Genomic DNA, 14,185 nt, shown 5'->3' on the forward strand with positions numbered 1-14,185 from the left:
TAGATAGTAATTGGATCGGTAATAGGCGTATATGTATAACTGCGTAGATATCAGCTATATGCCAATATTTACGTGCAAAGTGGGCATATTGTGTATTTTAACTGTTCGGTAAATAATCGTGTTCTTTTATCTTTTCTATGCCTTTGATGGCTATTAGTGTTAATTAACGTATTGTTTATATTTACATTACGAGTATTTCGTATATTTGTGAAACCAACGTAATATCCGGATATGTTTAGAGGTTGGTAAGTATGTGTAATAACGGTATAAATAACATTAAAACTGATTGAAAATGAAAAAGGCAATTATGAACACAATGATCATCCTGTTCGCTTTGGCGATGTGTGTAGGATGTGGGCAGTCTTCGGAACAAAAAGAAGACAGTGTACCGACAGATGTTGCAAAGGAAAAAGAGCAAGTGCAGGTACAAGCGGAGGACGAAGATACGCTGGAAAATGGAGAGCAGGTATTTAGGGTGGTAGAGGTGATGCCGAAGTTTCCCGGCGGTGATGCGGAGCTTTTGAAATTTATAGCCAAGAATGTAAAGTATCCACAAGAGAGCCAAGAGAAAGGGGAGCAAGGCCGTGTGATTTGTTCGTTTGTGGTAACGAAGGATGGAACGCTTACGAATTACAAGGTCCTTAGAGGAATCTCCCCGGCATTAGACCAAGAGGCGGTTCGGGTCTTGCAAATGATGCCTCGTTGGACACCGGGCACCCAAAAAGGCGAGCCGGTAGCCGTGAAATATACGGTGCCGATCACATTTAAGTTGCAATAATTCACGATTGCAGGTCTTGTGATTCTTATTTAATGTTAATTAACGTGCCTTCCGCATGCCGTTTACGACTATTTCGTAGCTTTGTGGATATACATTAAATAAAAGGATAAGATTTATGGAGAAGCTAACGATGCAGGAAGAAGAGGCGATGCGCTGGATTTGGCGGATCGGTCCTTGTTTTGTGAAAGATGTGCTGGCCAAATACGAGGACCCGAAACCTCCTTATACGACGCTCGCTTCCGTGATCAAGAATCTGGAGCGAAAGAAGTACGTGAAGGCGAAACGTTATGGAAATACGTATGAATACCGTCCTTTGATAGAGGAAACGGAATATAAACGTACGTTCCTTGGCGGCGTGGTAACGAATTATTTCGCTAACTCGTATAAAGAAATGGTTTCTTTCTTTGCGAAAGATCAGAAAATCTCTACGGATGATTTAAAGGATATCATCGATTTGATTGAGAAAGGAAAAGAATAACCTAAATCCCACATACCATGACACCGGAATTTGCCTACTTATTGAAGGTAAATGTAGCCTTTGTACTCTTTTACGCCTTCTACCGGTTGTTCTTCTATAAGGACACGTTCTTCAAGCTACGTCGTGCGATCTTGCTGGCGTTCTTTGGCTTGGCTCTGTTTTATCCTTTGCTGAACATCCAAGATTGGGTAAGGCAACAAGAGCCTATAGCGGACGTGATTTATATGTATTCCGCTATGTTGCCTGAGGCGACGGCGAAAGCGGATGCCGCGGCGTCCGTGGATTGGTATGGATGGTTGTTGGGATCTTTGGGGTTTATTTATTGGGGGATCGTAGCGTTCTTATGCGGACGTTTTCTCGTGCAATTAAGCAGTATCTTATGGTTGGCTCATACCAGTGAGCGTGTTGTTATTCATGAAACTCCGGTTTATGCGTTGCGGAAGGCCGCCGGGCCATTCTCCTTTTTCCGTATGGTCTTCTTGCATCCGGAGAGTCATTCGGATAAGGAAACGGATGAGATATTGACACATGAATGTACGCACGTATCCCAATGGCACTCGATTGACGTGATCTTGAGCGAGATGATGTGTATGGCTTGCTGGTTTAATCCTTTTGTATGGTTATTGAAGCGTGAGGTTAGGCATAATCTGGAGTATCTGGCGGATAACACGGTGATCCAGTCTGGTTACGATAGTAAGAGCTATCAATACCATTTATTGGGATTGGCTCATCATCAGTCCGTTACTACTTTGTATAATAGTTTCAATGTGCTGCATCTGAAGAACCGGATTATGATGATGAACAAGAAGCGGAGCCCGGGTATCGTACGTACGAAATATCTGATATTTATTCCATTGGTAGGGATCTTGATGCTGTTAAGTAATATCGAGGCGGTAGCCCGTTTGACTGTCCGTCTGGCGAATGAGGCTACGGTCTCGAACGCTGTGGTGACGGCTACGGGCATTCTGGTTGATGAGACTGGGCAGCCTTTGATCGGGGCATCAGTTGTGGTGAAGGGCGGTAAAGAGGGGACTATCACGGATAGGAAAGGGGCTTTCTCTTTGGAGGTCCCTGCGAATGCGATTTTGCGATGCAGCTATCAAGGAAGGGAGTCCCAAGAGGTCTTGGCTGCTGATATGACAAATAATACCCATTTGTCCTTATCTTCCAAATCCCGTGAGATGAACGAGCAAGTATTTACCGTGGTAGAGAAGATGCCTAGTTTTCCGGGTGGGGATGCGGAGTTGTTGAAATACATAGCCACGAATATAAAGTATCCGAAAGAGAGCCAGGATAACGGGGAGCAAGGGCGTGTAATCTGCTCGTTTATCGTCGGGCGTGATGGTTCTGTCAATAATCCGGAGGTGCTTCGGGGAGTGACTCCTTTATTGAATGAGGAGGCCGTAAGGGTAATAAACACTATGCCTCGCTGGAATCCGGGAATGCAACGTGGAAAGGCGGTCGCCGTGAAATATACGGTCCCGATTACGTTCCGTTTGAAAAGTCCGGTAGAAGAAATGAAGGAAGAGACTTTGACGGTAGTGGACGTGATGCCGCAATATCCCGGAGGGGATCGTGAATTATTAAAGTTTATCGCTCAAAGCATAAAGTATCCGACGGATGCGCAGGAAGCGGGAGTGCAAGGTCGTGTGATCTGTTCGTTTGTGGTAGATAAGAAAGGAAATATCGTGGAACCTAAAATCATACGGGGGATAGATCCCTCCTTGGATGCGGAAGCTTTGCGAGTCATCGGAATGATGCCCCGGTGGACTCCCGGTCGTCAGGACGGAAAGGCGGTCCGCGTCTTATATACGGTGCCTATTACTTTCCGGTTACAGTGAAATAAGAATAGAGGCTATGTTGGTCGCTTAATCAGTAATCTTAAAAATATACAGATATGAATGCGAAATGTAATTTAGTTACAGTTCTGTTACTTTGTTGCCTTATTTTTCCCGGAAATGCTCAAGAGTTTAATTGGCAAGACTTGGTGAACCGTAAGCAATATGCGGCTGTGATCGCTCATGCTGATAGCCTTACACTAGCTGATTCTTCGAATTATGAGATTATGAACGCTATCGGGCAGGCTTATGAGGGTATGCTTCGGTATCAGAAGGCTTATGACTATTACCGTCTTTGCTTTTCTATGGATATGACGAACTTGGATATCTTAAACATCTTGGCTCGGACGGCGACGAACTTAGGCCGTGCGGAGGATGCCGAGCGATATTTTCATCAGGTATTATCCGCCGATAGCTCGAACTTCTACGCTAATTATCAGTTGGCACGTCTGTATTTCCAATTGGGGGAGTATGAGAAAGCAGTTGATGCCTATGAGAAATTGCAAGCTCAGAATGAGGATAATACTGTCTTATACCGTGCGATTGGCGATTGCTATACTCGAATGGAACAATATCCTTCTGCTACGACCGCTTATTTTCAGGCGTATAACTTGAATCGTGAGAATGCGGGGTTGGCGGTTGCGTTAGTGAATTCATTGTATCGGATGGGGGCTAGTAGCCCGGATTATATATCGGAAGGAATAGCGATTTGCGATACCGCCTTGTTTTATAATCCCGGGAATCGTCAATTATTGCGTAGTAAAGGATTGGGGCTATATATCGTGAAACAATTTGTTCAGGCGGATTCTGTCTATTCCAGTTTGTTGGCTGATGGTGATTCCACCTACCTTACCTTGAAATATGGGGGAGCCTCGAAGTATTATGCCGGTCTGTATATGCCCTCGGTAGATATTTTGGATATGGCATATGAGCAGGATACGACCTCGGTCGAGGTATGCCTCTTATTGGGTTCCGCCTTGGGTAAGACGTATGACCGGAAGCGGGCTTACGACTTATTTGACCGGGCGGAAAAGGGATTGGAACCCAATCGTTTCTTGGTAAATCAATTATTGGCCTTCCGTGCGGAGACTTACCAAAAGGATGGGAGATACAAGGAAGCGTCCCGTCTCTACTATGAGGCATGGAAGAAGAATCCGGAACGACTGGATTTCCTGGCGGCGATCTCGCATATGTATAGTGAGATTGACGTGTCTAAATTCCAGAGCGAGGAGGATCGCCAGCGAGGGCTTTTTATCTTGGTACTTTATATGAATGAGAGTTTAAAGAAAAAAGCGGACGAGAGGACGATGGTGTTTAGCCGGGCGCTTCTGCAATCCTTCTATGAGGATATGTTCTTCCGTAATGTGGCGGAGGAGACTATGATAGACCCGGATGGAAAAAAGAGCAAGATTTCTATCGTGGATTTGCGTAACTTGATCAATCAATTGCCGGAGGAATCGGAGATGGTCATGGAGATTCGTGCCATGAGCGCCAGAAGCTCGGGTAAGATAGAGGAGGCGGCCCGTCTGCTTTATCGGGCGTGGAAGGTGAAGGGTACTCGTGTAGAATTGCTTCGTGAGATCGCGAACCTATATAGCCATCCGGATATCTCCGGATTCAAGAATGCGGAGGAGCTACAGAGAGGTGTATTCGCTCAAGTGACTTACGCAAAGGAACTGTTGAAAAACGAGTCGGATCTGAGTGACCTGACTTTTACCCGGCCTTTCTTGGAGTCATTAAATTCGGATATGTCCAAACGGGGTATCACGGAGCAAACCATGCTGGCTCCAGATAACCGGAAAAGCCAGCTTTCTATAGATGAACTCCAATCTCTGATCCAACAACTGCCAGAGACATCCGATGAGGTAAAAGAGATGATACGGATGATGAACAAAGAGAAAGCGCTAAAGAGCAAGAAATGACATCGAACGAAAGACTTTAAACATCATGAAAATGAGAAAATTAACTACGAACGCAGTGGCTATGCTGCTCGCTTTAGTCGGATGTATGGGATGTGGCAATCGGTCCGCTTCCTCTGTCGATAACCTTATTAGGGTTGATGTCATGGCCGATTATCCGGAAAAGGAACTGATACTTCAAGACCTTATGGACGTGGAATACATCGCGTTGGAAACCACGGATGATTTTATAACTAAAGGTGCCGTGAAAGCGATCGGAAAGGATATCATGCTGGTGACGAATCGGGGCAGTGATGGGGATATTCTTGTTTTCGATAGAAACGGAAAGGGACTAAGGAAGATAAACCGTTTAGGGCAAAGCGGTGAGGAATACACGCAGCTTACAGGGCTTGTCTTGGATGAGGATAACGATGAGATATTCGTCAAGGATAATCCAGCGAGAAAAATAGGTGTCTATGACTTATTAGGAAACTATAAAAGGAGTTTTAAGTTCACGGATACCAGTTATTATAATTATATATTTAATTATGATCGTGATCATTTGATTTGCTATAAGAGTTATCCATCGGAAAAAGGCAAGCGGGAGTGTCATTTGATTATTTCCAAGCAAGATGGCCGTATCATTCATGAGATCCAAATTCCCTCTAAGGGGACTGAGACTCCGGTTGTAACAGAAGGGGAGTTTATCATTACGCCGGAATTTTATCTTACGTTTCCGGATCGGGATAAATGGATACTTGTCAATACATCGTCTGATACCATATTCCATTACTTGCCGGATGGTAATCTGAGTCCTTTTATCGTAAGAAGCCCTTCCATATCCTCCATGGATACTAAAGTATTTCTTTTTCCAACCGTCATCACCGATCGCTACTGTTTCATGAGAACCATGAGAAAAGAGGTTGACTTTACGACGTTTAAAGGTTTCCTTGGTGAAGATCTGGTGTATGATAAACAAGAAAATGCCTTATTCAGCTATATTCTATACAATGATGATTTCATCAATAAGGAAGAAGTCTCTCTAACATCAGAGCCAAGAAACCCCGAAATAGCTATCTGCCAAACTCTAGATGCCCCGGACTTAGTTGAGGCTTACGAGAAAGGCCAGCTAAAAGGAAAGTTGAAGGAGATCGCCGCAAACTTGGATGAAGAGTCGAATCCTGTGGTCATGTTGCTGAAAAAGAAAAAGTAATATATTGCTCCGGCTGCTACCTTGCTGGAAAAAAGTAAGTTGATGGCTATATTATTTTTTGATAAACACGTACATACCTGATTCATAATACGTAAATCGATTTTAGAGAGAAATGCCTATTAATTCTAGGGAGACTGTATCAAATACTATCTATTGCCCACTTATGTTCCGGAAATAAAATGTTCCTCTCCTGTTGAAATAGTTCTCCGATAACCTATACATTCCATAGCGAATAAGTATTTATTCTTAAATCAGCGCCGTGAACTGTATAAACCACGCCGTGGAATGTGCAGACCACGCCTTGGTTTATACAGTTCACGGCATGGTTTATAGAATAGATGAGATAGCGATAAACTTTATATATAGGTAAACATACGTTTTATTCTAGATGAATCCGTTTGCGTTTTCGAGTAAACCAGCTACATTTGCCGGAAAGAATATCTAGATGAGGAAGTTCCTTTTATTGTGGTTGGTTGGGTTGATGTTGGTGCCTTCTGTGATGGCTGAGCGGAAAAAGGTTGGCTTGGTGCTGGGAGGCGGTGGGGCGAAAGGTGTCGCTCATATCGGGGTGTTGAAGGTATTGGAGGAGGCCGGCATCCCGATTGATTATATTGCCGGAACCAGTATGGGAGCTATCGTTGGTGGCTTGTATTCCGTTGGCTATACTGCCGCTGAGATCGATAGCATGGTACGTTGGCAGGATTGGAGCATGTTGCTAAGTGACCGTGTGAAACGTAGTAACCTTACTTTTCCGGAGAAAGAGAATTCCGAGCGATATGTCTTTTCCCTTCCTTTTGGCCGGAGTAAAAAAGAGATAACGATCCAAGGGATGATAAAAGGTCAAAATCTCCAGAACCTTTTCTCTGATTTAACGATCGGTTATCATGATTCCGTAGATTTTAATCAATTGAATATACCTTTCGCTTGTGTGGCGTTGAATGTGGTGGACGGGCAAGAATATGTTTTCCATCGTGGAAGTCTTCCGTTGGCAATGCGTGCCAGTATGGCGATTCCTGCCGTGTTCGCGCCGGTACGTTTGGATAGCATGGTGTTGGTAGATGGTGGGATCAAGAATAACTATCCGGCGGATGTCGCACGGGATATGGGGGCGGATATCATTATTGGCGTAGATCTGGGTACTAGCGACTTGAAACAGTTGGAGCGGATAAATACCCCTTGGGATATCGTAGGGCAGATCATCGCCTTGCATGGTTATGAGAAATACGGACCGAATAAGGAACAGACCGATCTGTTGTTCCGCCCGAATACAGACCCTTATAATTCCGCTAGTTTTGGGGAGACGGCCCTGGATACCTTGATTGACCGGGGTGAGCAAGTCGCCCGCAAGCAATGGGATGAGATTCTTGCCTTAAAGAAGAAGATTGGTTTATCCGATAGTTCGGATATGCACCGAAAGAGATTAGTACATTCCTATCCGGTAGCCCCTACCGATACGTTTCATATCCGGCGTGTCTTGTTTGAAGGTATAGATCCTCGTGATGAGAAATGGTTGACGCAAATCAGCGGCTTGAAAGAGAACAGCTTGCTTACCGTGAAGAAATTGCAGGAAGCCATGTCTATCGTGATCGGTACAAACCTTTACTCGAATGTAAGCTATAAATTGGTCGGCGAGAGGCAGGAGGATTTGGTGCTTACGGTACAGGAAAAATCAAATAGTGCGATTAATGTGGGCTTGAATTTTAATAGTGAGGATATCGTCGCCCTGTTGCTGAACGCTACTTTTGACAATCGGGCTCGTTACCATTCGAAGTTCTCCGTAACGGGAAGGATCGGGAAACGTATGTATGGGCGAGTGGACTATGCGATAGAGCGTAATCCCTTGCGTAACATCAATCTGTCTTACATGTTCACGTACCATGATCTCGACGTCTATAACCGGGGGGATAAAATCGTAAATACGACGTATCGCCACCATTTCGTGGAACTCGGATATTCGGACATGAACTGGCTGAATTTCAAGTTGAAGCTAGGAGCCCGTTATGAGTATTTCGATTATAACTCATTCCTTTATACGGCGGAAAACCAAAAGTATCAAGTAAAACCGGAAGGCTTTATCAGTTACTTCGCTCAGGCCCATCTGGAAACCTTGGACCGCCGTTACTTCCCGAGTAAAGGCGTTTCTCTGCAAGCGGATTATTCCATTTATACGGATAACTTCGTGACTTATAAGGGACATACCTTCTTCTCCGCTTTGAAACTCAGTTTCCTTTCAGTATTGCCGCTGACTTCCCATTTGAGTCTGTTGCCGTCTATCGATGGTCGCGTGTTGATCGGGAAAGATCCGGCTTATCCCTTTTTGAATGTGGTGGGAGGCGATATGCCGGAAAGGTACCTTCCCCAGCAGTTACCGTTCGCGGGGATCAATCGGATGGAGATATTCGATAATTCCGTGGCGATCGTCCGTTTGAACTTACGTCAGCGTATCGGGCAGCGGCACTATATCTCATTGATAGCCAACTATGCGATCCATGAGGATAATTTCTTCGACCTGCTCAAGGGAGAAAGTGTATGGGGAGGCAGCATCGGTTATGCCTATAATAGTATGTTCGGTCCGATGAATACGAACTTCGGCTTGTCGAACCGGAATAATAACCTGCAATTTTATCTGAATCTGGGTTACAGTTTCTAATATTTCTTACATTTGTAAGGATTAAAAATAGAAAGTTATGAATGAACAGATCATAGAGTTCTTGACAGAGTTGAGGAGCCATAACAATCGGGAATGGTTCCAAGACAATAAAAATCGTTACGATGCGCTACGTAAGGGGTTTATCGATGAGGTACAAGATTTAATAGGTCGTATCTCCTTATTCGATCCCGAGGTAGCCGGGTTGGAGGCGAAAGATTGTTTGTTCCGGATATACCGGGATATCCGTTTCTCTCCGGATAAGACTCCTTATAAATGTCATTTCGCCGCTTACATCTCCCTAGGTGGTCGTGCCAGCGAACGGGGTGGTTATTATATCCATCTGGAGCCGGGAGGTTGCTTGCTTTCCGGAGGTGTATGGTGCCCGCCACCTGCGCTATTAAAGAAACTTCGTCAGGATATATACGATCATATCGAGGAATTTACGGCTATTATCGAGGAACCTACATTTAAGAAAACATTCCCGGTGTTAGAGGGGGAGATGCTGAAACGCATGCCTGCCGGCTATCCAATGGATTCCCCTTATGGTTATATCATGAAGCATAAGGATTTCAGCGTGGTGTCTTATAAGCCGGATAATTTCTTTTACGCTACGGATTGGATGGATAAGGCGGTGGATGACTTTAAATTGTTATTACCATTCAATCGTTTCTTAAACTATACGGTAGATGAATATCTAGGGAGAGTTTAAATCTCCCTAGCCTAAGGAAGTAGGGCTGTTAGTTTCTCCAGCTGCGTCTTTAACTCTTCTTGGGTCGCCTTATCGGTTTCTGTCCGGTAAGCCGCCTGTAAGTTGGGTAAGAAAGGTAAGTAATGGGTATCCGCTATATATCGGGCTGCCCGGATACGGACGGCGGGTGAAGCGTCATAAAGCAATCCTTGTACCCATCGTTTGGCGTCCCATGAATGATGTGCTTCCAGCCAATCCAAGGCGGCAACCTTTTGCTCGCTTTCTCCGCTTAAAAGGATTTGAAAGGCTTTTTCTTCCTGCTTTAAATCATCGGTAGCCATTAATGATTCATGATTGAACAGGTCTGGACGTACGGCGGAGGATTGATAAGGGATAAAAGGCTTATTCAAGGTCCAACGTACCATCCGGGGGATCATCCACATCATGCCGGGAGTACCTTCGGGGTGGGCGATGGAACTAAAAACACGCCCTTTCCCGTAGTTATTGGCTACGAAGAATGGCTTACCGTTTGTCATATTAGCCGGGGCGTTTCCTTCCTCATGCACATCGCTTTCCATGATGGCAAGCGTGTTGCTTTGGATCGTATCAGCCGGATTGTTTATAAATACCGGTCCCTCATAGTAAATGACGAAACTCGTATCGCGGTCGGCTAATTCGGGGAATATCTTCTTACCCTCCTCGCATAAGGTGAATTTCGCTAATCCATGCCCTCGGTTGTCATGCTCGATGTCGATCGCTTGCTGTCCATTTAGCTGTATACAGGTGTAATCAGGAGTATTCGAGAATAGATAGGCTCCGGCACAGATCCCGACAGCCCCTTTACCTTTAGCGATGAAGTCCTTGATACGTTGTTGATTTAAGGTCCCTAGGTTTAAGTACTGACTTTTGCCACTTCCTCCCGGGATAATAATAGCGTCGATCGAATCGAGCACATTATTAGCTATATCTGCTGTAGTAATGGTACATACCTCCATTTCCGGGTCTAGCCGGATAGCGGCGACAGTTTCCCAAATACAGGTCTGTGCTCCTCCATGCCCATCGAATACACCCACCTTTATCGGCTGAGTACTAATCTCTTTTTTCGTGCTCTTGTTTTCCGGCACTGAGCACTGAACGCATAAAGCCAGATAGGCAAGAAATAAGATGGCGGTCGTTTTCATTTTACGGAGGATTTTAGGTTGTTATTGTTCTCGGGTATAAATCCACTTATCAACCGTATTCTTACTTTTATACCATTGTACATGTTTGCTATCTCCACTTACCCATTTCAATAGATCCGGATAGGCATCACCAATAAAAGCATGTTCCACAGGGTATTTGAAATCATCCGGTATCATTAAGGCCCATATGCAATTATCATTTGAGTAATAACGGTATCTGACCCCTTTGGGGGTATAGCTATAATTACGTTGGTGGATTTCCGTGCGTAAGACCTCTCCTTCCCGCTTTAATACGGTCGTGAAAAGATCGATGTCATCAATGGTCAAATCTTTTAAGGCACCGGCTGCGAACGAAAAGGTGATCAAACGTTCTTGCTTTCCCCTATATGGAAGGTCATTATCTGTATTAATCATTTCATGAAAAGAGAATAATCCATGTATATCATCCGATAGGGCATAAACCGGAGTCTCGGTTTCCGATTCTGGAGTCGTGGTCCAGCCATTTAACTCGGCTTTTTGGATGTCTTTGGACTTTATGCAGGGGAGATGGATGAAAGCTCCGGCCCGCTTAGTTCCACCTAATGCACGGAAAGTCAGTTTTATATTGGCGAATTGTACATAATCGTCTTTCATGGAAGTTTTCATCTGGACTTTTATCACGGCATCATTAAAATCATAATCTCCATAATTAGGGAAAGAGTCTTCTATTATAAATGTATAGGTGGAAGACACGCTTCGGGTCGGGGTACGGCTAACCGGAGTAGCGGTTGTTTCCTGCGATACGGCTAACGAATCGAAAGCACAGACATTATCATTACCCGGTGTTAAGGTGACAGGAGCGGTAACTTGATATCCGGTAGGGGTCGTCAATTGTATGTAAACTTGATCCGACTCTCCCTTTGGATAGATAATTTTCTTATCGAAAAGCGTTTTCTTTGAGCAAACCCCGGTAGCGAGAAGATTCGCATCTTGATCTTCCGGACTTTTATCAAATACTTCTACCAGATAATTATAGGTGCCATCATAGGGGTCGAAAGATTGTACGGTAAGGTGGGATATTTGTATCATCGACCAATCGAAATTAGAGGAAATTGTTACCTTTGAGAATGGATTAGTACCTTCTCCCGGAATTTTATCGGAAGGATCATATACATCCTTTGTACATCCTGAGAATAGGATAAAAAGAAAGGATGTGATAAATAGTTTCATTATTTGTCGCATGTCAAGAAATCAATTTGCATTCTGCCTTTGCAAAGGTAAGAATATATTTATTAATCAATAGATTTTTAATTTATTAAAAAAGCGGTGTCTAAAGTTTTCTTTTGAAAGTTACATCCGGCTGGTGGTAAATAATAGATATTTAAAAATCGGGGGAACTTACGATTTGGTTTACAATATGTCAGTAAACATGGGGGAATCGAAGGGAATGAAGGTCTTGAATGTGTTAAATATTGTGATATTGCTAACGATTTGTCACTTTGCTTTTGGTGATTGTCGGGAAACTTCCTTACTTCGCGGTACAAAATGATAGTAACCTTATAAATTAAAATAGTATGAAGACATCAGTTTGGGGTAAAAGTATTCTTGCGCTAGTTTTTACTTTCATGTGTAGTTTAGCGATAAGCGCAGCGTCTCCTAAAGATTATCTATATGATACAAAAGAGGAGAATGGTAAGATTATCTCTAAAGTGGTATTCTTACAGGAAAACGGACTGTTGAACAAACAGGTAAGATATGAGTTCCAGTACAACGAGAACGGCAAGGTTTCCGAGAAGAAAGCGTTTCGTTGGGATCGGACAAACGACGAATGGGTTCCATTCTATCAGATCACTTATCAATATGATGATCGAAGTGGAGAGATAAAGACAAATTACGGTATGTGGGATAAGAAGAAGAAAAACTTTAGCTTAAATGTCCAGAACATGATTATCCCGAGTACTAATTACGAAGAAATTTTCTCATAATACATACTTTAAATTAAGACTTTCATAGACAAATAAGGGAAAGGGGCGATTTGGTATCGCCCCTTTTCTTGTTTTTATCAGATGATTTTCTCCAAATCTTTCAAATTGTTAGCTACTTCCTCATCCGTTACCTCATAGTTTGTTAGATCACCGGATAGATATTGGTCGTAAGCGGCCATATCGATCAAGCCGTGGCCCGATAAGTTGAACAAGATCGTACGAGGTTTACCTTCGATCTTGGCTTGCTCTGCCTCATGGATAGCCGCGGCGATAGCGTGGGATGATTCCGGGGCCGGTATGATTCCTTCCGCTTGCGCGAATAAAGTAGCGGCCTTGAAGGTATCCAATTGCTTGATATCCACGGCGCTCATCAATTCGTCTTTCATCAACTGGCTGACGATGGAGCCGGCGCCATGATAACGCAAACCTCCCGCATGGATATTCGCTGGAGAGAAATTATGTCCCAACGTAAACATCGGGATTAGCGGGGTATAGCCAGCCTCATCTCCGAAGTCATATTGGAATTGCCCTCTTGTAAGTTTCGGGCAAGATGCCGGTTCCGCTGCTATAACCCGGATATCCTTACCTTCCGTTAGTTTATGGCGCAGGAATGGGAATGTGATACCGGAGAAGTTGGAACCACCCCCGAAACAACCGATAACGACATCAGGGTACTCGCCAGCCATTTCCATTTGTTTCTCAGCTTCCAGTCCGATAACGGTCTGATGCAGCATAACGTGGTTTAATACGCTACCTAATGTATATTTACAGTTCGGTGTCTGCATGGCCAACTCTACCGCCTCGGAGATAGCGGTACCTAGGCTACCTTGATAATTAGGATGGTCTGTCAAGATCTTGCGTCCGGCTTTCGTACTCATACTTGGGGAGGCAACAACTTGTGCTCCGAAAGTCTGCATGATCGAACGACGGTAGGGCTTCTGGTGGTAACTAACCTTTACCATATAAACGGCAAGTTCCAAGCCGAAAGCTTTTGCCGCGTAAGAAAGAGCGGCACCCCATTGTCCAGCGCCTGTCTCGGTCGTGATATTTGTCGTACCCTCTTGTTTACAATAATAAGCCTGAGCCAAGGCCGAATTCAACTTATGTGAACCGATCGGGCTTACACTCTCGTTCTTGAAATAGATATGGGCGGGCGTATCCAGCGCTTTTTCCAATCCAGTGGCACGAACCAACGGAGTCGGTCGCCATACCTTATAAAGCTCGCGTACTTCATCGGGGATCTCGATCCATGTGTCTGTCGTGTTCATTTCTTGATGAGAGACGCCTTTCGAGAATAGAGGATATAAATCTTCCTCCTTTAAGGGCTGTTTAGTTTGTGGATTTAAGATCGGCAGCGGTTTGTTCTTCATATCCGCTACGATATTATACCATGCCGTAGGTATATCTTTTTCTTCTAGCAAAAACTTTTTAGTACTCATTTTCTTTATCTGGTGTTTACAATATTAATCTAATTTGACCTTTAAGGCTTACAACTTG

The 14,185-nt window shown here is 44.1% G+C and carries 10 protein-coding genes and 3 pseudogenes; 10 read left to right on the forward strand and 3 right to left on the reverse strand.

The window, feature by feature from the left end:
- The first annotated feature begins 292 nt into the window (after positions 1–292).
- From ACESPU_RS08730 to ACESPU_RS08770, 9 genes and pseudogenes are all read left to right on the forward strand, one after another.
- Entirely contained in the window at positions 293–778 is a 486-nt protein-coding gene (locus ACESPU_RS08730; protein WP_036616290.1) for an energy transducer TonB, read from the forward strand.
- 115 nt (positions 779–893) lie between these two features.
- Positions 894–1,256, forward strand: a complete 363-nt coding sequence (locus ACESPU_RS08735) for a BlaI/MecI/CopY family transcriptional regulator (protein ID WP_005859967.1) — start codon at positions 894–896, stop codon at positions 1,254–1,256.
- Between the two features lie 470 nt (positions 1,257–1,726).
- Positions 1,727–2,440, forward strand: a pseudogene (locus ACESPU_RS08740) (M56 family metallopeptidase); the annotation flags it as partial.
- Positions 2,441–2,533: 93 nt separating this feature from the next.
- A pseudogene (locus ACESPU_RS08745) lies at positions 2,534–2,746 on the forward strand (energy transducer TonB); the annotation flags it as partial.
- A gap of 126 nt (positions 2,747–2,872) precedes the next feature.
- Positions 2,873–3,097, forward strand: a pseudogene (locus ACESPU_RS08750) (energy transducer TonB); the annotation flags it as partial.
- Between the two features lie 56 nt (positions 3,098–3,153).
- On the forward strand, positions 3,154–5,016 hold the full coding sequence (locus tag ACESPU_RS08755; RefSeq protein WP_158532912.1) for a tetratricopeptide repeat protein: 1,863 nt from the start codon (positions 3,154–3,156) through the stop codon (positions 5,014–5,016).
- 31 nt (positions 5,017–5,047) lie between these two features.
- The gene (locus tag ACESPU_RS08760; RefSeq protein WP_057326100.1) at positions 5,048–6,205 is read left to right on the forward strand and encodes a 6-bladed beta-propeller; all 1,158 of its coding nucleotides are present in this window, start codon (positions 5,048–5,050) and stop codon (positions 6,203–6,205) included.
- Between the two features lie 445 nt (positions 6,206–6,650).
- The gene (locus ACESPU_RS08765) at positions 6,651–8,855 is read left to right on the forward strand and encodes a patatin-like phospholipase family protein (RefSeq protein WP_057328440.1); all 2,205 of its coding nucleotides are present in this window, start codon (positions 6,651–6,653) and stop codon (positions 8,853–8,855) included.
- A 37-nt stretch (positions 8,856–8,892) separates the two neighbouring features.
- Positions 8,893–9,564, forward strand: a complete 672-nt coding sequence (locus ACESPU_RS08770) for a DUF2461 domain-containing protein (RefSeq protein ID WP_158532910.1) — start codon at positions 8,893–8,895, stop codon at positions 9,562–9,564.
- Between the two features lie 11 nt (positions 9,565–9,575).
- Here the strand turns inward: ACESPU_RS08770 and ACESPU_RS08775 are convergent, their stop codons facing one another.
- Positions 9,576–10,724: a BPL-N domain-containing protein gene (locus ACESPU_RS08775; RefSeq protein WP_005863380.1), complete on the reverse strand. Its 1,149-nt coding sequence runs from the start codon at positions 10,722–10,724 to the stop codon at positions 9,576–9,578.
- A 21-nt stretch (positions 10,725–10,745) separates the two neighbouring features.
- The gene (locus tag ACESPU_RS08780) at positions 10,746–11,945 is read right to left on the reverse strand and encodes an LruC domain-containing protein (protein ID WP_121961181.1); all 1,200 of its coding nucleotides are present in this window, start codon (positions 11,943–11,945) and stop codon (positions 10,746–10,748) included.
- Positions 11,946–12,277: 332 nt separating this feature from the next.
- Between ACESPU_RS08780 and ACESPU_RS08785 the strand changes: the two genes are divergently transcribed.
- Positions 12,278–12,688, forward strand: a complete 411-nt coding sequence (locus ACESPU_RS08785; RefSeq protein ID WP_005863376.1) for a DUF3836 domain-containing protein — start codon at positions 12,278–12,280, stop codon at positions 12,686–12,688.
- Between the two features lie 77 nt (positions 12,689–12,765).
- Here the strand turns inward: ACESPU_RS08785 and ACESPU_RS08790 are convergent, their stop codons facing one another.
- A complete protein-coding gene (locus ACESPU_RS08790) occupies positions 12,766–14,127 on the reverse strand; it encodes a TrpB-like pyridoxal phosphate-dependent enzyme (protein ID WP_005859947.1) in 1,362 nt (453 codons plus the stop codon).
- Positions 14,128–14,185: the final 58 nt, after the last annotated feature.

The sequence above is a fragment of the Parabacteroides sp. 20_3 genome (genome assembly GCF_964238835.1).
GTDB lineage: Bacteria > Bacteroidota > Bacteroidia > Bacteroidales > Tannerellaceae > Parabacteroides > Parabacteroides distasonis.